The sequence below is a fragment of the Collinsella aerofaciens genome (assembly GCF_015670795.1).
GTDB lineage: Bacteria > Actinomycetota > Coriobacteriia > Coriobacteriales > Coriobacteriaceae > Collinsella > Collinsella aerofaciens_Q.
On record NZ_JADPCJ010000002.1, the window covers coordinates 86,386 to 110,040 of the forward strand.

Genomic DNA, 23,655 nt, shown 5'->3' on the forward strand with positions numbered 1-23,655 from the left:
GAGCGCGCACGCGCGGCCGTGGTCGATTGGGTTGTCATGGATTTGCGTTCGCATGTGAGCCTCCTTGTCGTAAGGGGTGCTTCTGTAACACCATGTTACGGGAAGATATCCGGATCCCGGAGCACAAATTATCAAGTGGCGCATCTGCCAGCGCAAAAGGCAACGAGCATACGATTGCCAAGCGCGCCCAGAAAGGCCCACCCCCTACCGTCATGGTCTACAATCGAGGGCGCGATTGTTCCGTCCACCCAAAGGACCGTCCTTGAACCTGAGTAAGCCTAAAATCAACGCGCTTCTGGCACTTGCGCTCTTTACCTTTGTCTTTCTTGCCGCCGAGTTTCGATTCGACATTAATGTCGGGCTGCTCGCCGGTGCCGAGCGTGTTGTAATTGCGCAGGGCTTCATCCTCGGCGCCAGCGTGATCGGCTTTATCGGATATGCGCCGCTGCTTGGGCTCGCACAGCGCAAAGGCCGGCCTCAGGCAGTTGTCAGCGCCGCCGTTCCCATCGCCATCTTGGGGTTGACTCAGATTCAGTCCCCCACGGACCTGCTTGCGCTCGAGATTTTGGGCTGCATGGCATTCTTTGGACTCGGCCTGCTGGGCGCCGCTGCGCACCATGCCTTTTCGTTAGCATTCCAGGATGACCCCAAACTCGCCACCGGCGCGGGAGCAGCCTATGCCGCGGGCATCTTGATGCAGTTCGCCATCAACCTGCTCAATTGCGGCGGCATCGCAGAGCTCATCGTCCTTGGCATAGCGACGATCGTCATCTCCACCCTCAGCGTCGTTTCCCAAAAGGCTGCCGAGAGCTCAAACCCCACCATCAATCCCTTTGTTGAGCCATCGCACGCCCTCGCCAAGCAGGCATGTTGGAGCATCGTGCTCGTCATGATTCTCGCCTGCCTGTTCTCTACTCTCGATAACGTGGTCACGTTCTCCAACGCCCACGGCACCATCGCCGTGCAGACCTGGCCGCGCCTCTTTTTGGCAGCGAGCGGCCTGGCCGCCGGCATCGTCTTTGATCTCGCCGAGCGTCGCTACATGGGACTTGTCATGCTCGGCATCGCCGTGCTCTCGACCATTTCCATCCTGGCCGTGGAGGCCGGCGCTGATCCCAACCTGGGCCTTGTCGTCTTTTACCTGAGCTCGGGCTTTTTTGTCACGTTCTTTACCGCCACCTTTACACAGCTGGCACCGCGCATGCATGCGCCCGCCCTTTGGGCCGGCATGGGACGCGCCGCCAACAATGTGTGTGCGTTCACTACATCGGGCATCTCGCTTGCCCTCGTGACCTCGGGCAACGTTGCCCTCATCATGATCGGCGCGCTCGTTTTGCTCGTCGCCGCCTGCGCAGCATTCGTGGCAGCCGGTTTGTTCCGCCTGCCCCAAACCGAGCAGGAGCGCGAACATCAACAGCTTGCCGAGGAGGCGCTGGCAGCACCGAGTATCGAGGAGCAGCGTCAGGCCTTCATCACCGATCACGCTCTCACCCCGCGCGAAGTCGACGTGCTCGTGGCCGTAACCCAGGACGAACGCCCGCTCAAGCAGATCGCCGAGGAGCTCGGTATCTCGATGCGCATGGTACAGCGCCACCTGAGCTCTATCTACCAAAAGACCGACACGCAAACGCGCGCCGGTCTCACCAAGGCCTTCCCCTCGGCCTAAAACAAAAACCACCACAAAGGTGCTGTCCCCTTTGTGGTGGTTTTGGTCGGCTAGCCTTCGAGCTGGGCCACTTTGTAGCGGTAGGCAGCGGCGATAACGTCTTTGCAGCCCTCGCGGCCCAGCTTGGCGCGGTTAACGACGATGTCTTTACCGCTCGTCATCTTCCACTTTCCGGCACTGTAGCGCTTATAGAACGCCTCGCGCGCCTTCTGCTGCTGTTTGACCAGCTTGGCACCCTTCTTTTTGTTAAGGCCACGCTTCTTGCGCACGATCTCGACGCGGTCCTCAAAGGGTGCGGTCACCAGCACGGCAATGTGGTTGGGGTTGTTGCGCAGCAGATAATCGGACAGGCGGCCTTCGATAATGCAGCTCTCGGTCTCACCCAGATCCAAAATCACCTGGCTCATCTTTTGGAACAACTTGTCCGAGTACGAACGCGCATCGTAGCGGTCGGGCAGAAACGCCATGTTCTCCACGGCCAGACGCTCATCATAGGCGGCCATCTTATCGAGCGACTCGCCCGCGCGCAGCGACGCACGTACCAGCAGCTCGTTATCGTACAGCGGAATCCCCAACTCGTCGGCAAGCATGCGGCCAATCTCGTGGCCCTCGGCGCCAAAGTCGCGCGCGATGGTAATGACCACAGGATTCTTCTTATTCTCCAGATCGCTCATCGCGATTCCTTTCTCTATGTGACAAAGGGGCTGTCCCTTTGCCACATTCTACGCTGCCACCATTCGCCTCTGATATGCGCGAACCAGCAGCGAGATACCAAAGTTGAGCACAAAGTACATCGCAAACACCAGGCCGTAGAGCATAAGCACCTGCGACAGGTCGATCGCGTGGGCCATCACCACGTTTGCCGTGTACATGAGCTCGGCCACGTTAATGCCCGAAAGATACGAGCTGTCCTTAATGACGGTCGTGCACTGGCTAAACAGCGCCGGAATGATCGTCTTAAACGTCTGCGGCAAAATGATGTAGCGCATGGTGGCAAAGAAGCCGAAGCCCTGGCTCTGCGCTGCCTCAAACTGGCCGCGCGGAATCGAGTTGAGGCCGCCGCGCACAATCTCGGCCATAACAGCGCTGGTAAACAGCGTAAAGGCGATGGTCGAAATCACAATGTCCAAACCCTGCACCGTAAAGTAGATAAACAGGATCCACAGCAGGTTTGGCGTGCAACGGAACAGTTCGATATAGGCGCTCACCAAAATACGGAACGGGCGGGGCGCATAGCTCTTAACGAGCGCCAGCACCGTGCCAAAGATGAGCGAGAAAAAGATCGACAGCGCCGAGATCTCGATTGTCTTAACAAAGCCGCCCCAAATGTAGAGCAGGTTGGTCGCGTTGAAGATTTCCATGCGCTAGGCCTCCTCTACGTTGTCGAGCCCCAGCTCGGCCAGGCTCACGCCGCGCGGACGCTCCTTGGAGCGGCGCTCGAGCCACTGCACCAGCATGGCGAGCGGAAAGCAGATGATGAAGTACATAAGGCAGCAGACGATGTATCCCTGCAGGTAACCGTACAGACTCACAAAGTTGTCGGAACGGTACATAAGGTCGCCGCCGGCCACAAGCGCCAGCACCGACGTGTTCTTGACCAGGTTGAGCGCCTGGTTACACAGCGGCGGCAGAATGATCTTGAACGTCTGGGGCAGCACGATGTACCAGTAGGCCTGCGCACGGGTGAAGCCCTGGCTCTGGGCCGCCTCCATCTGACCGCGCGGAACCGCCTCGATACCGGTGCGGATGACCTCCGAAATGTAGGCCGCGTGATACAGGCCCACGCCCAAGAAGCCCAGCACGAACGGCGCGATGCGCACCGGCTGGTCGGCACCGGTTATGGCCTGCAAAAACTGTGGACCGGCCATGTACATAAAGAGCACCTGCACGGGCAACGGGGTGTTCTGGTAAAACTCCACGTACACGCGGCTTATGGCGCGCAGCACGCGCGAACGAGTGGTGGAGAACACGCCCAGCAGCGTGCCCAGCACCAGCGACAGCAGCAGACCGGCAACGACCACCTGCAGCGTCACGCCAAAGCCCTCCCAGAAGGGCCCCATGTTTTGAAATGTCGTCGACCAACGGTCGGCGTCAAATAATCCTTCGAGCATTTGATTCCTTCCTTGGACGATGCGCCTATACAAGACCCCAGGTCTTGACCTCTTGGTCGAGCCAGCCGTCGGCCAGGCGATCGCAAATCACCTGATCGACCACGGCCGAAAGGTCGCAGCCCTTCTTGGTTGCCACGCCGTAGCCCTGCTCGCCAAACTTGACCTCGGGCTGCAGCAGCTCAACGGTCTCGTTCATGTAACCGGCCAGCGTGGAGCGGTCCATGGCGAAGACGTCGATATTGCCGGCGTCGAGCGAGCTCTTGATGATGGGGTAGCCGCTAAAGGCCCTAAACTCGGGCTTGCAGCTAAAGCCGTTGTCCTTGATCATCTGCTCGATGAGGCCCTGCGTGGTGGCACCCTGGCTCACACCAATGACCTTGCCATCCAGATCTTCAATCGAGGTAAAGCCCGAACGCTTCTTGACCATAAGTCCCACGTAGTCGGTACGGTACGGCGTCGAGAAATCCCAGCTCTTCTTGCGCTCGTCGGTGATGGTGTAGGTCGCCGCGACCACGTCGAGCTGGCCGTTATCGATCAGCGGGCCGCGCGTCTTGGGCGTTACGTCGGTAAACTCGACAAGCTCCTGGGCACGGGCATCCTTGTAGCTCACACCAAAGACGGCAGCGGCGATCTGGTAGCACAAATCGACTTCCATGCCCTCAAAGCGGCCCTTGGCGGTGTCGTAATAGCCATAGCCGGGAACATCCTTCTTAACGCCGGCATTCAAATGGCCACGCGACTTGATGGCCGCAAGCTTGGACCCCTTGTCGGAGCCCTCGCCGCTGGTGGAGTTGCCGCAACCGGTAAGCGCGGTCCCCGTCAGCGCAAGCATGCCGGCGCCAGCCAGCTGCAAAAAGTGACGGCGCGACACGGCCGCCCTCGTCATATCCGTCATGTCCATCACCGCGCCTAGTGCAGAATCTTGGACAGGAACTCGCGGCAGCGCGGGTTCTCGGGGTTATCGAAGAAGTGCTCGGGCGTGCCCTCCTCCAGAATGCGGCCGTCCTCCATAAAGATGACGCGGTCGGCCACCTGGCGCGCAAAGCCCATCTCATGCGTCACGCAGATCATGGTGATATCCTCCTGCGCGAGCTCAATCATAACGTCCAGGACTTCCTGGACCATCTCGGGGTCGAGCGCCGAGGTCGGTTCGTCAAACAGGATGATGGGCTGCTTGGTGCACAGAGCACGGGCGATGGCGATGCGCTGCTGCTGACCGCCCGAGAGATTCTGCGGATACTCGCCGGCCTTATGCGCCATGCCGACGCGCTTGAGCGCGGCGATGGCGATCTCGGTCGCCTCCTCCTTGCTCTTCTTTTGCAGCTTGATGGGCGCGAGCGTCAGGTTGCCGAGCACCGTCATGTTGGGATACAGGTTGAACTGCTGAAACACCATGGAGCTGTACTTGCGAGCCATCTCCAGGTGATTCTTTTTGGTGAGCGGCGTACCGTCGATAACGACCTCGCCCGACGTGGGCTCCTCCAGATAATCGACGCAACGGATGAGCGTCGACTTACCCGAACCGGAAGGCCCGATCATTACGAGCTTCTCGCCGCGCTTGACGGTGAGATTGATATCTTTGAGCACATGCAGGTCGCCAAAGTACTTGTTGAGATGCTTGATCTCGATCATGTCTGCCATGAATGTCCCTTCCCTGCGTTTACACGAGTTGAACTATTGTACGGAAAGAACCGCGTTTCCGCAGCCCACACTACATTCCCGTAAAGAACCCGCAACCTTTAACCCACTCATTGGGGACAGACTTAAATGAGTGCCCGCTCATTGGGCACTCATTTAAGTCTGTCCCCAATGAGCGCCCAATGACCAGCCAGGGAAGGCGCCCTTCATCGGCCAACAAAAAAGGGGCGCGACCGCGATGGTCACGCCCCCTCGACATCAACTATGTACCGCTAGGACCCTATGCGAGCTTGGCGCCGACGATCTTTGCTGCGGCAGGCTTATCGAAGTTGCCGCCGGTGGCCTTGCCGAGTGCTCCCATGACCTGGCCCATCTGCTTCTTGGAAGTAGCGCCCAGCTCGGCGATGACCTGCTCGATCAGGGCCTCGAGCTCCTCACCCGAAACCTGCGCGGGCAGCAGGCTTTCCAGAATCTTGACCTGCTCGGTCAGGTTGTCGGTACGCTCCTGGTCAGTGCCGGCCTTGATGGACATCTCCAGTGTCTCGCTCGTCTGCTTGATCAGACGCTTGATCATGCTGTTGACGTCTTCCTCGGTCACATCGCGGCGCTCGTTGACCTCGATGTTCTTCACCTCGGCCTTAACCTGGCGAATGATGGACAGGCGAACCTTGTCCTTGGCCTTCATGGCCGCAATCATTTCCTTCTGCAGCTCTTCGTTGGTCATCTGCAAATCCTCCTCAATAGTGCGGACGGCACTCGCACGAGCGCCGCCCCATGATTACTCAGTCGTCGACGAATCGTCGGTCGAGCTCTTGGTGACGCCCTTCAGACTCACGTTATAGGGTACGTCCTTGGGCATGGGGTTGACGGTAATGTCGGCGTCCTTCTTGTACTGCTCCAGCCACTCGCTGTATGCAGTACTGGCCGCCTGCGTCTTCACCACGTTGGAGACGTACTTCTTGATGGCTTTGGGCACCTGGTTGATGTCATCGACCTGATTATCGACATGGAAGTAGTCGGTGCACTTGATGATGTGGTAACCATAGGTCGACTCGACGACTCCGCTCACGTCGCCCTTGTTGAGCCCCTCGAGCGCCGTCTGGTAGCTGTCAACAAAGGTGGTGAGCTTATCCCAGCCCACATCGCCCTTCTTCTCCTTGGAACCGGTGTCCTCGGAGTACTGCTCAACGGCGTCCTCAAAACTCAGCTCACCGGAGTTGATCTTGTCCAGGCACTCCTGCGCCTTGGCCTTGGCGGCAGCCTTGTCCTCGTCGGAGGCGTCGGAATCAACCTTGATCAGGATGTTCGACGAGCGGCGAGCATCGTTGTAGTTAGACAGATTCTCGTTGATGTAATCGACGATCTCGCTGTCCTTGGGCTTGCTGGTGGGCGCCACGGCATCCTTGAGTTTCTGCTGCGCCAGGCTCTCCTTGAGCGAATCCTTGTAGGTGTCCTCGGTATAGCCGTAGGTCTTGAGGGTCTTCTTAAAGGCCTTGGCACCGCCCGCGCTCTTGCACGCGTCCTTCCAAGCCTTCTCGACCTCCTCGTCCGACACCGTCACGCCGTTCTCCTTCTGTGCCTGTTGAAGCAGAATCTGCTGCGTGTAGGAGTCGATGAGTTGCTTGCGGTACTTCTTGGGCGTGAGGTCGTTGTCAACCAGATACTGCGCCCAATCCTTATCCTTGGTGTAGCCGTAGGACGTGCGCATGCTCATGATCTGCTTGGTCACGGTGTCCTCGGTGAGGTTGATGCCGTTGATAGTTGCAGCAACACCGCCGGTCAGCTTGTAGCCCGAGGTGTCCTCGGCCTGCGACATAAGGCCGGAGCACGCCATCACCGAGACGGAAAGCAGCATCGCCAGCACGCCGATGACCACCAGGACGATCTTGACGGTCTTAGACACGTACGTCTTGCGCTGCTTCTTGCGAGAGCTGGAGGCAGCGCGGGCCTGCTGCTCGGGCGTCGGCGCGGCCTCGGAGTTCTTTTTCTTATTTGCCATAGTTGGCCTTTCGCATAACGAATCGAACAAACGCCATTGTGTCACAACGCGGCCCCCGCGGCACGCTTGGTGCATTGGGGACAGGTTAATCTGCACCATTTTGGTGCAAAGGGGACAGCTCTGACAGCCGGCAGTTAGGGACAGTCCCCAAGTGCCGACTCATCCCCACCTTAGAAGTGGCGGCGGATGGCGTCGACCATGCCCTGGGGCGTGGTCTGGCCGAGCACGTCGGCTGCGGCATCGGCGTCCATAAAGATATTCATGAGCGCCTGCAGAGCCTCGACCTGGCCGCCCGGCTCGGCGATGCCCAGATTGATGACGATCTGCGCCGGCACCGGAGCGCCCATGCCAGCCATAGCGTTAAATGTCACGGGCGCGGCGGGCTTCACCACCGCGATATAGGGCTTGGCCACAAACCCCGGATCGGTATGCGGAATGGCAATGTTTGCCGCCGGCATGGCAAGACCCGTGGGATAGGCATCCTCGCGCGTGCGAACGGCGTCGAGCCAACCGGACGCAATGTAGCCACGTGGTGCAAGCTCGCCCTCGAGCCCCGCAAACACCTCATCCGGCGTTGCACACTCCCAATCAAAAAACACCAGCTCAGGCGTAAACAGCGCTTCGTTATCCGCCATGCGCTCACCTCTCTCATCTAGTCACCTGCGACGTTCTTGAATGACCAGTCGTTAAAGACCGTTCCCGATGACTACCCAAAACAAAAGGTGGCCACGCGCGCCTTGGCGCCAATGACCACCCTGACTACTCGGCTAAATTGTACTGTGCGCCGCTAGCCGCGAGGCGCGTCAATTGCGACCTTGCCGCTCTCCAGCACGTGGACGCGGCCGTCGGCGAGCATTTGCACGACCTCGGGATACAGCACGTGCTCAATCGCGTGGATGTGCTCCTCGAGCGTGTCGACATCCCAACCTTCCTCGACAGCCAGCGCACGCTGGGCGATGATGGGACCGTTGTCGTAGATCTCGTTGGCAAAATGCACGGTCACGCCAGTTACCTTGACGCCGCGCGCAAAGGCATCGTCAATCGCATGCGCACCGGTAAAGCTCGGCAGCAGCGCCGGATGCAAATTGACCACGCGGTTGGGAAACGCCGCCAGCAGAGGCGTGTGCACCATGCGCATGTAGCCGGCCATGACCACATACTCGCAGCCGCGCTCGAGAAGCTCGTGCGCGATGATCTCGTCGGCGGCGATGGGGTCGGCGTAGACATCCTTGGACAGCGTAAGCGTCTGGATACCTGCACGCTCAGCGCGCTGCAAACCCTTAGCCGAGGGACGGCTCGACACCACAAGCTCAATCGAAGCGTTGAGCTTGCCGGCGGCGATCAGATCGATCAGCGCTTGCAGGTTGGTACCCGAACCGCTGATGAGCACACCGATCTTGAGCGGCTCGGCCGTATCGGTGCCGCTCGGACGGGTATAGGGCACAAAGTCCAGGCCCTCGGCGGCAGCCATCTGCTCGTTAGCGCTCATCGGAGTACACGACCTTACCGGAACCCTCGACGCACTCGCCCACGCGGAACGGCTTCTCGCCCAGCGCGACCAGGGCCTCGGTAACCGCGGCCTCGTCCTCGGGGGCGACGATCAGGCACAGGCCAACGCCCATGTTGAAGGTCTTGCATGCCTCGTTGGGCGCGAGCTCGGCCTGGCGCGCCACGTAGGTGATGACGGGCGGAACGTCCCAGCCCATCTCGGCACCGTTGCGGGTGACCACGGCGTCGACGTCGTCGGCGAGCGCGCGGTTGAGGTTCTCGGTAATACCGCCGCCAGTGATGTGGGCGATAGCGTGCACGTTGGCGCCGCCGCGGAGCAACTCAAGAATCGGCTTGACATAGATGCGCGTGGGGGCCAACAGGGCGTCTGCCAGCGATGCGCCGCCGAGCTCCTCGAGCGGACGGCTCAGCTCCTCGGCCTTAGCGGCGGCCTCGGGCGTGCCCGGCTTAATGCCGTCGACGCCAATGACCTTGCGCACGAGCGAGTAACCGTTGGAGTGCACGCCGGTGGAAGGCAGGCCCAGAATCACGTCGCCGGGGCGGACGTTTGCGGGATCGAGCATCTTGGGACGGTCGACGACGCCCACGGTAAAGCCGGCAAGGTCGTAGTCGGCCGGAGCCATGACGCCGGGGTGCTCGGCCATCTCGCCGCCCACGAGCGCGCAGCCCGCGAGCTTGCAGCCATCGGCCACGCCCTTGATGATCTTTGCCATGTGCTCGGCCTCAATGTGGCCGATGGCAACGTAGTCCAGGAAGAACAGCGGCTCGGCGCCCGAAGCCAAAATGTCGTTGACGCACATGGCGACCAGGTCCTGGCCCACCGTCTCGTGACGGTCCATGATCTGGGCGAGCACGAGCTTGGTGCCCACGCCGTCGGTACCGCTGATCAGAATCGGGTCTTCCATATCCTTAAGCGCGGCGGCCGAGAACAGGCCACCAAAGCCACCGATACCGCCGATGACCTCGGGACGGTTGGTGTCCTTAACCATTTGCTTAATGGCGTCGACGGCGCGGCCGCCCTCGGCGGTATCGACGCCGGCGTCCTCATACGTCACATGCTTGCTGTCGCTCATCTGAGCCTTCCTCTCCCACTACCGTCCGCCGCGCGGGCGCCAAACGGTGCTCATAGTTGCGTTCATTTCGGCGCGCGCCATAACAGCACGCGCCGTCATATCAACAAAACAGCAGGTAAAACCTACCAAAATGAACCTGTCCCTACATGGCAGGTTTTAGGCCTCGCCGTGCTTCTCTTCCCAGCTGCGGTCGTCGTATTTCTCGACCACGGCGTCGTCGTCAAAGTGCAGCGGCTTATCCAGGTTGCGGGGCTTAAAGCCCTCCATAAACTTGTCGCGGCCAAAGCTCTCGGGAATCGCCACGGGGTAGCGGCCGGTAAAGCACGCATCGCAGTAACCGCCCTTGGGCATGACCTTAAGCAGGCCCTCGACCGAAAGGAAGGCCAGCGAATCGGCGCCGATATACTCGCAAATCTCGTCGACCGTCTTGTTGGCGCTGATAAGCTGCGACTGTACGTCGGTATCGATACCGTAGAAGCACGGCCAGATGACCTCGGGCGAGTTGATGCGGATATGAATCTCCTTGGCGCCGGCGTTGCGCAGCATCTTGACGAGCTGCACCATGGTGGTGCCACGCACGATGGAGTCGTCGATGACGACCAGGCGCTTGCCCTCGATGTTGTCGCGCAGCGGGTTAAGCTTCATACGCACGCCCATGGCGCGCAACTCCTGCGTAGGCTCGATAAACGTACGGCCCACGTAGCGGTTCTTGATGAGGCCCTCGCCAAAGGGAATGCCGCTCTCGTGCGAATAGCCCTCCGCGGGCGGCAGGCCGGAGTCGGGCACGCCGATGACCAGGTCGGCCTCGACGGGCTCCTCGTGTGCCAGCTGACGACCCATGTCGTAACGGCAGGCATAGACGCTCTTGCCGTTCATGATGGAGTCGGGGCGGGCAAAGTAGACCTGCTCAAAGATGCAGTTGGCGGGCTCTTCGGCTGCAGGCACGCCCTGCTCGGATACCAGACCCTCGGCGCTGATGCGCAAGATCTCGCCGGGACGGACGTCACGGACGTACTCGGCACCCACGATGTCGAGTGCGCAGGTCTCGGAAGCAACGACCCAGCCGCCGGCGCGCGTGACACGGACGGCGGAGTCGACCGTAGCGGCGCCGTCCTGCGACGGCAGCTGCGAAACGGATGCGGCATCGGCCTGGTCCAGACCCTCGTCTACCAGCTTGCCCAGCACGAGCGGGCGAATGCCGTGCGGATCGCGGAAAGCGTAGAGCGCCTGCTCGTTGATGAGCGTCATGGCGTAGCCGCCGCGCACGAGCTCCATGGTCTTGCGAATGCCCTCACGCAGATGGCCTGTACGCTGAGTAAAGTAGCCAATGAGCTTGGTCGCGACCTCGGAATCCGAATTGGAGAGGAACGGCACGCCCAGCTCGATCAGCTGGCGGCGCAGCTCGTCGGTGTTGACCAGAGTGCCGTTGTGAGCAAGCGCGATAATGACGCTGTTGATGGTGGAAAGATGCGGCTGCGAGGCTTCCCAGCTCTTGGCGCCGGCGGTGCCATAGCGCACGTGGCCCACGGCCAGCTGACCGGAGAGCGTCGACAGGTCGGCGTTGGAGAACACGCGGTCGAGCAGTCCCAGGTCCTTGCGAACCATAACCGTGCCGCCATCACCCACGGCGATTCCCGCCGATTCCTGGCCGCGATGCTGTAGCGCGCGCAGACCAAAGTACGTCAGTCGAGCCACGTCGCGATCGGGCGCCCACACACCAAAAATGCCGCATTCCTCATGCAGCTGGTCGGAGTCCGGATCATACGTCGACATGGTCTTCACCTGTCCCGCGGCGCGCTCGGCCGCGCGGATGGTTTCTTGAGACATGGCATCCCCTCAGAGCCTCGTTATTTGGCGTTACCTGCCCTATTATACGCACGGCAAGACAAGCACTCCCGCGCATGAACAGCGCTTTTTAAAAGCCCACCGAGCTTATAATCCGTTTTGCAGCCAAACATTTTATTGGGCAACCGCCTCGAGGCCGACGATCCCGCATACTTCCGTTGCGACGTGTCTCACCCGCCGTTGGGGCTTGCATTGTTGCAATTGGGACGTTCGTCCTGTCTTTTGGCAGGTCGGCGGCGTATCCTTGTACCTACAGCAAAACGAGAAAGGTTATGTATGGATCGAAACGAACTCGACCCCAGCGTCCCCAGCGCCACGGAGGTCAAGAAGATCCCCCTCATCATTAAGGTGTACGCCGTCCTGTGCATCCTGTCCGGCGTGGGCACGCTCCCTTCGGTCGGCGCCTTTATGTGGCAGGTCATCACCGCGCTCATCAACGGCAACGCCGCCGCCAAGCTCGGCGACAACACGCTCGTCGCGGTCGGCCTTATCGTCGCCGGCATCATGCTCTCTGCGGCAAGCGCCGTCATCCTGATCATCTTTGGCCTGGACCTCATCAAGAACCAGCGCCGCAATGCCGCGCGTCTGTCCTATATCCTTATCGCGTTTACCGTCGTCGAGCTTTTGGTTGACGTGATGCTCCAGGGCATCGGGCCCTTCTTGCTTCGCCCTGCCATCCAGCTCGGCATCCTCGTCGCGCTTTCGGCCACCGTCGACCCCACGCTGCGCCAGGAGCGCGAGCTGCAGCGCCGCCTGCAGGAGATGCTTGATCGCGACGCCGCCGCCGAGGGCATGCTCGGCCGCGACGAGACCGGCGAAGGCTACATCAAACTCAACTACTTCAACCTGTTCTGGGTATTCTTTGTCTGCTGCATACTCGGCCTGATCGCCGAGGACATCTGGCACATGACGGTCGACGACCCGGGCGTCTACCAGAACCGCGCCGGCATGCTGTTTGGCCCCTTCAGCCCCATCTACGGATTTGGCGCCGTACTCATGACCATGGTGCTCAACCGCTTCTACAAAAAGAACCCCATCATTATCTTTTTGGTGAGCGCGCTGCTCGGCGCAAGCTTTGAGGTGTTCGTGGGCTGGTTTATGCAGACCTCGTTTGGCGTGGTCTCGTGGAGCTACTCGCATATGAAGCTCTTTGGCATGCCCGATCCGCTCGCCGTCCTTACCGGCGGACGTACCTGCACGGGCTTCGCCTGCCTGTGGGGCCTGGGTGGCCTCATCTGGATCAAGCTGCTGCTGCCGAGGCTGCTCAAGCTCATCAACATGATTCCGTGGAAGAGCCGCTACTCGGCTACCGTCATCTTCACCATCATTATGCTGGTCGATGGCGTTATGACGCTGCAGTCGCTCGATTATTGGTATCAGCGCGTCAACGGCACGGAACCGGATATTCCCGTTGCGCAGTTCTACGGCAAGTACTTCGATAATGACTTTATGGAGAATCGCTTCCAGAGCATGACCATGAGCCCCAAGGATGCGACGCGCGTGTAGCGCCAACCGCGCCCAAAACGCAAAATGCCCGCCGGTATCACACGTACCGGCGGGCATTTTTATAAACGAGCCTTCTATCGTCGCAAGCCTCTACGCCTCGCGCTCGACCTCACTCACGCATTCATTCTTGATGGTGCCAACGAGCGCCTGCAGCGCATCGACCACGTGCGGGCGAATGTCCCCACCGATGAGCACGAGCATGATGTCGTCACCTACGGCAAGCTCGCCGCTTGCCAGCCACACGCGCACATAGCCGATACCCGGCATCGCGCGCGTCGCCTCGATGGCGGCCTGTACCTTGCTGGCGTCGTAGCCAAACACCATGCCGCCCACCTTGTGGCCCGGCGCCACGCCATCGGTCTCGACACCGCGCGCCTCGGCCTTGGGCGTCGCGCGCACCACACCGTTATGTGTCAGATACATACCGCACGCAGGTGCCGACGAATCGGCCTTGGCCTCGCGCAGCCAAGCATCAACCGAAGGCATCGTTTTGCCATTCTCGAGCATCATTTCTCCCTTACCGTCGTCGAGTAGCCAATTTGGAACGGGGCTTTTTTAGCTACTCTCGAACAACTTATTCCTCGACCGGCGTGAGCACCATGACGGCACGCGTGTTGCTCAGCGATAACGAACGACAGGTCACAAGCGTTACGACCTTGGTTGCCGAAGCAGCACGATCGGTGGCATCGCTCGCCACGGCAGAGGCACCGTCGAGCATCTCGGACAGGTAGTTCTTGAGCCCGTCGTCGCCCTCAAAATTGGGTGTGCGCGCCTTGGCATACGTGTCCTCGACAACTTTGGTCGCCAGTGGTCGCAGCTTATACGTAGCATCCCGTGTGATGTAATACACAAACTCAATGCTGTCGAACGTCGCCTGGTCGGTCGTGTCCGAGATCACATTGAACATCGACCCGTCGTTCATGTGGTGGCCGTAGATCGTGGTCTGCTGGTCAACCATTCCCGGCGCGGTGTCATCACTATCTAAGAAAATGGCACCGGACGCGTTAGATGTACCGTCAAACAGCGTGTTGAGGTATTTGGAGTTGTTGTTGGTCTGCACCACGGGGTAGTTGATGTTGGTGCCGGGCGCGTAAATCCAACCCACAACCTCGGGATTTGTCTGGGCAAGCGCATTAAAGTCAATAATTGGCACGCCACTGGCGTCCTTGTCGCTCACATATTGTTTTTCGATCTTTTGGTACGACTCGCTCGCCTGCTTGTAACCGATCTGCGCATTGATAAAGATGGCTGCAGCGGCAACGATTAGGCCGATGCCAATAATGATGAGCAAGATGGGGATAACGGAGCGGCGCTTTTTGCGCGGCGGCTCGGTATAGCTCGACGGAGCGGCGCCCGACTGTTTCGTAGAACGCGATTCTTTCTTGGCCGTATCATACGACGAAGGGCGATATGCAGCCGGCGTATCCTGGCGATGATGGGACATCGGCGTTACGGGACGCGGCGCGCGCGGCTGCTGAGGAGAGGATGTCCGACCCTGCTGTGCCGCACGGGCAGCACCCGGCTTCGACGGATCGGGAATCTGAGAAGCCTTGAATCGTTTTCCCTGATAGTCGGACATGGCTCTCCTTATACTGCGGTGAAACGGCGGAACGCCTAGGCGTCGGCCATCTCCTGCTTCATCTTCTCGATAACCTTGCGGTACTCGGGGTCGCATGCGCCCAAGATCTGCGTGGCATAGATGGCGGCGTTCTTGGCGCCGTTGATGGCAACGCAGGCCACGGGTACGCCCGAAGGCATCTGCACCATCGACAGCAGCGAATCCATACCGCCCAGGTCACTCGTCTTCATAGGCACACCGATAACCGGTAGCGGCGTAAAGGCAGCCACGACACCACCCAAGTGAGCGGCCTTGCCGGCGGCGGCAATGATCACCTTAATGCCACGGTCGGCAGCAGTCGAAGCCCACTCGTGGACCTTCGCCGGCGTACGGTGTGCGCTCGCAATGACAAGCTCATAGGGCACACCGAGCGCCTCGAGCTCGGCGGTGCAGCCTTCCATAACGCCCAGATCGGACTTGGAGCCCATGATGATCCCGACAACCGGCTTTTGATCTGCCATAAACAAAGACCTCCTGTTGAGAGCGGCGACGCGGCCAATCCGCGACCCTTAACTACTGAGAGTAGTATAGCTGCTCCCGTCCCTGCGGTCTGCGTGGTGCTTTGCGGGCGGGCCAGGCTTTATCTTCACTCCGGTTGCTTTGCAAAGTCGTTCAGATAAAGCCTGTCCCGCCCGCAAAGCACCCCTCGACCTACCGGGGATTGCTATGACGTACGTTGGCTGATTTGATTTGAAATGGGAGGTTGACGAGACTGACAGGCCCCATACAAAACGTGGGCCCTGCCGTTCGAACGAACGGCGGGGCCCACACTCATTTTCTATTCAGCCCTAGTCATCGCTCAAAGCCCCTTCGGCAGCACACGGTGCAGCCAAGTCACCGCAGGCCGGGGCGGGAGGGGCCGAGTTTCCTCCTGAGCGACTCTGCTTGCAGCCGGAGCGAAAGGGGGAAATCTCGGCCCCTCCCGCCCCGGCCGGCCAGGTCAACTACACCGTGTGCTGCGGCAGGTCCTGCAGGGCGATGACGTCCATGCCCATGTCGTTGGCGCTGCCGTGACCCTGCTGGTCCTCGCGCACGGCCTCGATGGCACTCACGTACGTGTTGGCCGCAGACATCGCCGTCACGCAGGTCACGCCGCGGCGCACGGCCTCGGTGCGCAGAAGGTAGCCGTCGCCACGCGAACCCGGGCCGTACGGCGTGTTGATGATTACCGCGATCTTGCCATCGGCGATGAGGTCACCGATGTTGGGACGCTCGCCGTCGTGCGGGCCGCTGATCTTCTCCACGACTTCGCACGTCACGTTGCCGCCGCGCAGCACGCGCGCCGTACCCTCGGTGGAGCAGATGTCAAAGCCCAGGTAGCGCAGGATGCGGGCGACCGAAAGGATGTGACGCTTATCTCGGTCGCACACGCTAATGAACACCTTGCCGGCGCTCGGGTCGGGCAGCTTGTAGTCAATCGCCAGTTGCGTCTTGGCGTATGCCTCGGGATAGCTCTTGGCGATACCCATGACCTCGCCCGTCGACTTCATCTCGGGACCCAGGATAACGTCGGCGCCCGGGAAACGACCCCAGGGCATAACGGCTTCCTTCATGCAGAACCAGTCCAGCTGACGCTCGTCGCTCGGCAGGCCCAGGCTGGCGATGGAATCGCCCGCCATGATACGCGCCGCGCACTTGGCCAGCGGCACGCCGGTGGCCTTGGAGATAAACGGCACGGTACGGCTGGCACGCGGGTTGGCCTCGATCACGTAGACGGTCTCGCCCTTAATGGCGTACTGCACGTTGACCAGGCCGCGTACGCCCAGCGCCATCGCGATGCGACGCGTGGTCTCGCGAAGCTTTGCCTGCAGGCTCTCGCTAAAGCTGAACGGCGGGATGCAGGTCGCGGAGTCGCCGGAGTGGATACCGGCCTCCTCGATATGCTCCAGAATGCCGCCAATGTAGACCTCTTCGCCATCGCACAGGGCGTCGACATCGGACTCGATCGCACCCTCCAGGAAGCGGTCCAGATACACCGGGTAGTCGGGGCTAATGCGCGCAGCCTCGGCCATGTAATCGCGCAGATGCTCGGCATCGTAGGCGATCATCATGCCGCGGCCGCCCAGCACGTAGCTCGGACGCACCAGCAGCGGGTAGCCGATGTGCGTGGCAACGGCCTCGGCCTCCTCAAACGAGGTGGCCTGGCCCGCCGGCGGGTACATGATGCCCAGCTTGTCAAGCAGAGCAGCGAAGCGCTCGCGGTCCTCGGCAAAGTCGATGGCATCGGGCTTGGTGCCCATGATGTTCACGCCGCTCTCCTCGAGCATGCGCGCCAGCTTAAGCGGGGTCTGGCCGCCAAGCGTCACCACGACGCCATCGGGGCGCTCAACGTCGATAACGTCCATGACGTCCTCGTAGGTGAGCGGCTCAAAGTACAGGCGGTCGGACGTGTCGTAGTCGGTCGAAACGGTCTCGGGATTGCAGTTGACCATGATGGTCTCAAAGCCGCGGGCCGCCAGCGCGTAGCTCGCGTGCACGCAGCAGTAATCGAACTCGATACCCTGGCCAATGCGGTTGGGGCCGGCGCCCAGGATCATCGCCTTGGGCTTGTCCGCCGGCGTGGTCTCGTCGGGAGCCACGCACTTCTTGGCATCTGGGCTCGTGCGGTAGATGTTCTCGTACGTCTTGTAGTGGTACTCCGTGGCGCTCGAGAACTCCGCAGCGCAGGTATCAACCGTCTTCATGCTGGGAACCACGCCCAGGCCCTTGCGGTAGGCGCGCACAAAGCGCTCGTCCGAGCCGGTCAGCGCGGCGATCTCGGCGTCGCTCGTACCGTACTGCTTGAGCAGGCGCATCGCATCGGCGTCGATATCCTCCACACGCAGGCCGCGGATGCTCTCCTGGACCTGTACCATATCGTTGATACGGTTGAGGTACCACGGATCGATACCGCAGATGGCATGGATGCGAGCGATGTCCCAGCCACGGCGCAGGGCCTCGACCACAAAGAAGATGCGATGCTCGGTCGGGGTCGCCACGGCCTGAGCAAGCTCGTCGTCGCTCAGCTTATCGGCACCCTCTTTGCCACCGGCGCAAATGCCCTGGTGACCGTCCTCCAGCGAACGCATGGCCTTGCCAAAGGCCTCCTCAAAGGTGCGGCCGATCGCCATAATCTCGCCCACGGCCTTCATGCGCGTGGTGAGCGTGGGGTCGGTACCCTTGAACTTCTCGAAGGCAAAGCGCGGCACCTTGACCACACAGTAGTCGATCGTGGGCTCAAAGCAGGCGGGCGTAGCCTTGGTGATGTCGTTGACGATCTCGTCGAGCGTGTAGCCCACAGCCAGGCGCGCGGCAGCCTTGGCAATGGGGAAACCCGTGGCCTTGGAGGCCAGCGCGGACGAACGGCTCACGCGCGGGTTCATCTCGATGACGATCAGGCGGCCGGTCCGGGGGTTCACGGCAAACTGCACGTTGGAGCCACCGGTCTCGACGCCGATCTTCTCCAGAATGGCGAGCGAGGCCACGCGCATGCGCTGATACTCAAGGTCGGAGAGCGTTTGCGCCGGCGCCACGGTGATGGAGTCGCCGGTATGCACGCCCATGGGGTCGAGGTTCTCGATGGAGCACACGATGATGCCGTTGCCGGCGTGGTCACGCATGACCTCCATCTCATACTCTTTCCAGCCCTCGATGGACTCCTCGACCAGCACCTCGTGGGCGGGCGAGAGCTCGAGGCCCTGGCTCACGATGGAGACGAGCTCCTCGTGGGTATGTGCGATGCCGCCACCGGCGCCGCCGAGGGTAAAGCTCGGGCGCAGTACGCAGGGATAGCCCACGCGCTCGGCGATAGCCTCGGCGTCGGCCACGCTGTAGGCATAGCCCGAGCGCGCGACCTCCAGGCCGATCTCGGCCATAGCCTCGTTAAAGAGCTTGCGGTCCTCGCCGCGCTCGATGGCGGCCAGGTCGCAGCCGATCATCTCGACGCCGTACTTGTCGAGCGTACCGTCTTTCGCCAGCTCGACGGCGGCGTTCAGACCGGTCTGGCCGCCCAGTGTGGGCAGCAGCGCGTCCGGGCGCTCTTTCTTGATCACGCGCTCGATAAACTCGGCGGTGATGGGCTCGACATAGGTGCGGTCGGCAAGACCCGGATCGGTCATGATGGTCGCCGGGTTGGAGTTGACCAGGATGACCTCAAAGCCATCCTCCTTGAGCACCTTGCAGGCCTGGGCGCCGGAGTAGTCAAACTCGCAGGCCTGGCCGATAACGATGGGGCCCGAGCCAATGACGAGGATGCGCTTGATGTCAGTACGTTTAGGCATGTTAGTTCTCCTCGGTCTCAGTCTCGGCGAAATTCCAGCCAGCCAGGCGTTCCTTCGCGGTGTCGATGTCCAGGTAGTTCTCCTCGCCGTCCATGAGTCGCGTAAAGGCGGTAAAGAGATAGTGAGCATCGGTGGGGCCAGGCGAGGCCTCGGGGTGGTACTGGACCGAGAAGCACGGGGCGTCGAGCAGCTGGATGCCCTCGGCGGTGCCGTCGTTGAGGTTCACGTGCGTCAGGCGAATGCGGCCAAAGCGCTCGTTCATCACGACCGGCGCGATTCCGCGGCGCACCCAGACGCGCAGATCTCCATCGACCGCATGCTCGGTCTCGCCGCCGGAAAGCTCGGGGACAAGCTTGCCCAGGCTGGGGAACAGCAGGCCAAAGCCATGGTTTTGCGCGGTGATCTCCACGCGACGGCTTACCAGGTTCATGACCGGCTGGTTGCCACCGCGGTGACCGAACTTAAGCTTTTCCATCTGGGCGCCGCAGGCCAGGCTGATCATCTGGTGACCAAGACAAATACCAAAGACCGGCACCTTGCCGATCAGCTGCTGCACCTGCTCGTAGGTCTCCACCACGGCGTCGGGGTCGCCGGGGCCATTGGACAAAAAGACGCCGTCGGGATTCATGTCGAGCACCTCGCTCGCGGGCGTATTCCACGGCACGACGGTAAGGTCGCAGCCGGCGCGGACCAGCCCTTCCAGAATGCCGCGCTTCACACCGCAGTCGTAGGCGACCACTTTGTGACGGGCAGGAGCGGCAGCCGAAAGCGCAAAGTCATGCGTGGCAGGCAGGTCGGCGGCCACAAACTCATGAGGTGCGGGGCAACTTACGGTCTTGACCAGGTTCTCGCCTACCAGCGTAGGCGCTGCGGCCAGACGCTCGGCAAGCTCGTCGACGTCGAAGATCTCGGTCGAGATAATGCCCATCTTGGAACCATTGTCGCGCAGATGGCGCACCAGAGCGCGGGTGTCGACACCCTCGATAGCAACGATGCCGTGTGCGCGCAGGTACTCCGGCACGCTGACGGCCGAGCGCCAGTTAGAAGGCGTGGCGCACATGTCGCGAACGATCATGCCGCGCATGGCCGGAGCGCTCGCAGAGCGCACGGCGTCGCCGGGGAAGGCCGACTGGACGTCGGTCTCGTCGATACCGTAGTTGCCGATCTGCGGATAGGTCATGGTTACGATTTGGCCGGCATAACTCGGGTCGGTCATGACCTCAAAGTAGCCCTCGAGCGAGGTGTTGAAGCAGACTTCGCCGGTCGCGGTGCCCTCGGCGCCGCATGCACGTCCATAAAAAATGGTCCCATCCTCAAGATACAGGATGCAGGGACCGCAGGTGCCCTTGCTGGTTTTGGCCAGCATGCGCTGGCAAAGCTCGCTGGGCGCGAAGGTGCGGGCGGCAGCGCCCGCGGTATGGTTGTTCGCCATAATTCTCCTTCCCGGTCTCACAGGACCGGCTTAAAGGTGTGTAGTTAGGCCTCGCGGTATTGTAACCGCAAGCATGCCTCATGGCGTTAATTTCATCGAAATGTTTACGAAATGATAATTATGACTTTCTATGCATAATGATTTTTCTGGGACGGGGATTAAAAAATCATCCCGCGGGGCTTGTGGCTCACGCGGGATGATGGCGTCTTATTATTTCTTGTCCTGCTCCAGCAGTTCGGACGGTGTGCGATCGGGCTTGCCGCCGCGGAAAATCTCGCGGCCATGCAGACGATGTTCCAGGTCACGTTCGGCCTTTTCCTCGTCGATCTTAGTCTGGCTAACCACCGGGTCCTCAATCAACGACGACACCGAGTTCACCTGCTTCTGAATGCGCTCGGCGATGGTGTCATCCATACTCACGATGCGCATCTTCCAGTCGATACTCGTGGCGTTGGATGAGCTCTTGGTCCACACGAACGTCAAAATGGCGCTCTGGTGGCCCCGCGCGGGGAACATGCCAAAGAAGGAATCGTGCTGAATGTTGCTATCCTCGTCGATATAGGCGTGAACGTTATACACCACGCGGTCGATCTTATCGTTGAGCAGCGCGTTGGTCGCAAGCGCCGCGGCCTGGATCTGCCCGTTGGACAGCAGCTCGAGCTCGTTGGCAGACGATGTGTCCAACACCGTCACCTCGACCGTGCCCGTACGCTCATCGGCTTCATCGACGGTAAAGTCGAGCGGGAACTGCGTAAAGCCGTTGCCCCACTCAAGGCCGCCCTTCAGCGCCGTCGAAACGGTATCGACCGAAACGCTCTCGGACAGGTTGGCGGTGTTCAGACGACGCATCACGCCGTAGCCAATCTGCATACCCACGATCAGCACCAAAATACCAATGACCACGGCCATCGCGGTCTTCGTAATGGTATGGCTCACCTGCGAGCCCGAAGGATCGTCCTCGGACAGCGGGTCGATATGTTTTGCCTGGCTCGCGCGGTCCTCGCTGCGCAGCTGCGCTAGCGCCGCTTTGTCACCGCGCTTGGCCGCAGCCTCCTTCTCACGCATGCGCTCGGTACGCTTTTTGGCGAGCGTGGGATCCAAGACGCCGGATGCATCGATTTCGGAGAATAACTCCGTCACTTCTTCCGGAGTCAAAGGGTTCTTGTCAGCCATAAACTTCCTGTCATATCAATCAGTCGAGCTCGTGCGTACGCGCACCTTCGAACTGCATTCGATAGTAACGGGCATAGGTGCCGCCACGGGCGAGAAGCTCCTCGTGCGTGCCACGCTCCACAACGCGACCATGCTCAACGGTCGCAATCTCATCGGCGTGTTTAATGGTCGAGAGACGGTGGGCGATGATGATTGTGGTACGGCCGCGTGCCAGCTCTTCGAGCGACTCCTGCACCGCCTCCTCGCTCTCGTTATCCAAAGCACTCGTCGCCTCGTCCAAGATCAAGATTTTGGGATTCTTGAGAAACACACGCGCGATGGCAACGCGCTGCTTCTGTCCGCCCGAAAGACGGCTGCCGCGCTCGCCCACGACCGTGTCATAGCCCTGTGGAAGCGACTCGATAAAGGCATCGATGTTGGCGCGACGGGCCGCCTCGGCGATCTCTTCCGCCGTAGCGCCCGGCTTGCCGTAGGCGATGTTCTCGCCAATCGTACCGTCAAACAGATAGACATCCTGCTGCACCAGGCCGATGGCGCGACGCAGGCTCTGCTGCGTCACATCACGCACGTCCTGGCCATCGATGCTAATGGATCCGGCAGCCACGTCATAAAAGCGCGGCAACAGCGAACAGGTCGTGGACTTGCCACCGCCCGAAGGGCCAACCAAAGCGATGGTCTGCCCGGGCTTGATGGACAGATCCATATGGTCGATAACGGGACGCTCGTCGGCATCGCCCTCGCCCAGCTCAACGTCCTCGTAGTTAAAGCACACGTCGTGATACTCCACGGCGCCGGCAGTCACCTGCAGATCCGTGGCGCCCGGCTTGTCCTGGATATCCGGCGCGGTCGAGAGCACCTCGTCCATACGCTTAAAGCCGGCGATAGCCTTCTGATACGTTTCGGCCGAATTGACGAGCGTCTCAAGCGGCGTGCAGAACAGCGAAATATAGAGTGCAAAGGTCGCCATATCGACCGCCTGCAGCTGTCCCTGGGCGACCAGCCAGCCGCCCAGCAGCACCACGATCACATAGAGCACACCCGAGAGCAGGCCATACGTCGCGGTATAGACGCCCATGGCGTGATACATGTTCTCCTTGGACGAAAGATAGCGATTGTTTGAGGCGCGCAACTTGAAGCGTTCGGTCTCCTCATTGGCAAAGCTCTTGACCACACGCATGCCCGCCAGCGAATCCTGCAGCTGCGCATTGATGCCGCTGATTTTTTTGCGGTTGTCGCTAAAGACCTCGCGCATGCGCATGTTCTGCCAAAACATGATGACCGCAAACGCCGCCGTCACCACGGCCATGGCGAGCGCCAGCACCGGGGCAATGGTAAAGAGGATCACAAACGAGCCGATGATCTCGATGCCGCAGATGATGATCCACTCGGGCACGTGGTGCGCCGCCTCGCAGATATCGAACAGGTCGTTGACCACGCGGCTCATCATGTCGCCCGAGCTGTTGCGGTCGAAGTATGCAAAGCTAAAGCGCTCATACTGGTCGAACAGGTCCTCGCGCATTTTGGACTCCATACGCGCGCCCATCACGTGACCCCAATAGCTCACAAAATAGCGGCAGGCGCAGCGGACGGCATACATCAGCACCAAGCCCACCGCGATCATGCCGAGCGCCTGCATAATGGCAGCCTGACCCTGAGTAAACAGCCCACCGGTCAAATTGCGCAGGATAATGGGGAACGCCAGGTCAATGGCGGCAAGCACCAGAGCACAAACAGTATCAGCAACAAAAAGCCCCATCTGGGGCTTGTAATACGAAAGAAACCTCTTCAGCATGTGATCCTCAAAGAAATATCAGCAACGTAAGGCC

20 protein-coding genes are annotated in these 23,655 nt (G+C 60.6%); 2 read left to right on the plus strand and 18 right to left on the minus strand.

Features of this window, described 5'->3' with window-relative positions; all coding sequences use genetic code 11:
- The first annotated feature begins 262 nt into the window (after window positions 1-262).
- Window positions 263-1,666, plus strand: coding sequence for a helix-turn-helix transcriptional regulator (locus I4W09_RS10300; RefSeq protein WP_230318605.1), 1,404 nt, complete (start codon window positions 263-265; stop codon window positions 1,664-1,666).
- 50 nt (window positions 1,667-1,716) lie between these two features.
- On the opposite strand, the gene I4W09_RS01440 is transcribed toward I4W09_RS10300, so the two are convergent.
- The 11 genes from I4W09_RS01440 to I4W09_RS01490 form a co-directional block, all read right to left on the minus strand.
- Window positions 1,717-2,340, minus strand: a complete 624-nt coding sequence (locus I4W09_RS01440) for a cytidylate kinase-like family protein (RefSeq protein ID WP_055251542.1) — start codon at window positions 2,338-2,340, stop codon at window positions 1,717-1,719.
- Between the two features lie 48 nt (window positions 2,341-2,388).
- A complete protein-coding gene (locus I4W09_RS01445; protein ID WP_006235796.1) occupies window positions 2,389-3,027 on the minus strand; it encodes an amino acid ABC transporter permease in 639 nt (212 codons plus the stop codon).
- A gap of 3 nt (window positions 3,028-3,030) precedes the next feature.
- Window positions 3,031-3,777 (minus strand): amino acid ABC transporter permease, encoded by a 747-nt coding sequence (locus tag I4W09_RS01450; protein ID WP_035136546.1) that lies wholly within the window; start codon window positions 3,775-3,777, stop codon window positions 3,031-3,033.
- A 25-nt stretch (window positions 3,778-3,802) separates the two neighbouring features.
- A complete protein-coding gene (locus I4W09_RS01455; protein WP_099432436.1) occupies window positions 3,803-4,678 on the minus strand; it encodes a transporter substrate-binding domain-containing protein in 876 nt (291 codons plus the stop codon).
- A gap of 8 nt (window positions 4,679-4,686) precedes the next feature.
- The gene (locus I4W09_RS01460; protein ID WP_022094215.1) at window positions 4,687-5,418 is read right to left on the minus strand and encodes an amino acid ABC transporter ATP-binding protein; all 732 of its coding nucleotides are present in this window, start codon (window positions 5,416-5,418) and stop codon (window positions 4,687-4,689) included.
- Window positions 5,419-5,695: 277 nt separating this feature from the next.
- The gene (locus tag I4W09_RS01465) at window positions 5,696-6,139 is read right to left on the minus strand and encodes a GatB/YqeY domain-containing protein (protein WP_006235801.1); all 444 of its coding nucleotides are present in this window, start codon (window positions 6,137-6,139) and stop codon (window positions 5,696-5,698) included.
- A 54-nt stretch (window positions 6,140-6,193) separates the two neighbouring features.
- Window positions 6,194-7,414: a peptidylprolyl isomerase gene (locus I4W09_RS01470; RefSeq protein ID WP_196031380.1), complete on the minus strand. Its 1,221-nt coding sequence runs from the start codon at window positions 7,412-7,414 to the stop codon at window positions 6,194-6,196.
- 170 nt (window positions 7,415-7,584) lie between these two features.
- Window positions 7,585-8,049: a PTS sugar transporter subunit IIA gene (locus I4W09_RS01475; RefSeq protein WP_196031381.1), complete on the minus strand. Its 465-nt coding sequence runs from the start codon at window positions 8,047-8,049 to the stop codon at window positions 7,585-7,587.
- A 152-nt stretch (window positions 8,050-8,201) separates the two neighbouring features.
- The gene (purN, locus tag I4W09_RS01480; RefSeq protein WP_196031382.1) at window positions 8,202-8,903 is read right to left on the minus strand and encodes a phosphoribosylglycinamide formyltransferase; all 702 of its coding nucleotides are present in this window, start codon (window positions 8,901-8,903) and stop codon (window positions 8,202-8,204) included.
- On the minus strand, window positions 8,893-9,996 hold the full coding sequence (purM, locus tag I4W09_RS01485) for a phosphoribosylformylglycinamidine cyclo-ligase (RefSeq protein WP_196031383.1): 1,104 nt from the start codon (window positions 9,994-9,996) through the stop codon (window positions 8,893-8,895). The genes purN and purM overlap by 11 nt, the downstream gene beginning before the upstream one ends.
- A gap of 156 nt (window positions 9,997-10,152) precedes the next feature.
- The gene (locus I4W09_RS01490) at window positions 10,153-11,823 is read right to left on the minus strand and encodes an amidophosphoribosyltransferase (protein WP_196031384.1); all 1,671 of its coding nucleotides are present in this window, start codon (window positions 11,821-11,823) and stop codon (window positions 10,153-10,155) included.
- A 294-nt stretch (window positions 11,824-12,117) separates the two neighbouring features.
- Here I4W09_RS01490 and I4W09_RS01495 point away from each other — a divergent pair, with 294 nt between their 5' ends.
- Window positions 12,118-13,347 (plus strand): putative ABC transporter permease, encoded by a 1,230-nt coding sequence (locus tag I4W09_RS01495; RefSeq protein ID WP_117634672.1) that lies wholly within the window; start codon window positions 12,118-12,120, stop codon window positions 13,345-13,347.
- A 90-nt stretch (window positions 13,348-13,437) separates the two neighbouring features.
- On the opposite strand, the gene I4W09_RS01500 is transcribed toward I4W09_RS01495, so the two are convergent.
- From I4W09_RS01500 to I4W09_RS01530, 7 genes are all read right to left on the minus strand, one after another.
- Window positions 13,438-13,854 (minus strand): molybdenum cofactor biosynthesis protein MoaE, encoded by a 417-nt coding sequence (locus I4W09_RS01500; RefSeq protein WP_230318606.1) that lies wholly within the window; start codon window positions 13,852-13,854, stop codon window positions 13,438-13,440.
- A gap of 67 nt (window positions 13,855-13,921) precedes the next feature.
- On the minus strand, window positions 13,922-14,926 hold the full coding sequence (locus I4W09_RS01505) for a class B sortase (RefSeq protein WP_196031385.1): 1,005 nt from the start codon (window positions 14,924-14,926) through the stop codon (window positions 13,922-13,924).
- A 35-nt stretch (window positions 14,927-14,961) separates the two neighbouring features.
- Entirely contained in the window at window positions 14,962-15,426 is a 465-nt protein-coding gene (purE, locus tag I4W09_RS01510) for a 5-(carboxyamino)imidazole ribonucleotide mutase (RefSeq protein ID WP_006235810.1), read from the minus strand.
- 483 nt (window positions 15,427-15,909) lie between these two features.
- Window positions 15,910-19,224, minus strand: a complete 3,315-nt coding sequence (gene carB, locus I4W09_RS01515; RefSeq protein ID WP_196031386.1) for a carbamoyl-phosphate synthase large subunit — start codon at window positions 19,222-19,224, stop codon at window positions 15,910-15,912.
- 1 nt (window position 19,225) lies between these two features.
- Window positions 19,226-20,656, minus strand: coding sequence for a glutamine-hydrolyzing carbamoyl-phosphate synthase small subunit (carA, locus tag I4W09_RS01520; RefSeq protein ID WP_196031387.1), 1,431 nt, complete (start codon window positions 20,654-20,656; stop codon window positions 19,226-19,228).
- Window positions 20,657-20,866: 210 nt separating this feature from the next.
- On the minus strand, window positions 20,867-21,829 hold the full coding sequence (locus I4W09_RS01525) for a hypothetical protein (RefSeq protein WP_035136527.1): 963 nt from the start codon (window positions 21,827-21,829) through the stop codon (window positions 20,867-20,869).
- A gap of 19 nt (window positions 21,830-21,848) precedes the next feature.
- The gene (locus I4W09_RS01530; RefSeq protein WP_196031388.1) at window positions 21,849-23,621 is read right to left on the minus strand and encodes an ABC transporter ATP-binding protein; all 1,773 of its coding nucleotides are present in this window, start codon (window positions 23,619-23,621) and stop codon (window positions 21,849-21,851) included.
- Window positions 23,622-23,655: the final 34 nt, after the last annotated feature.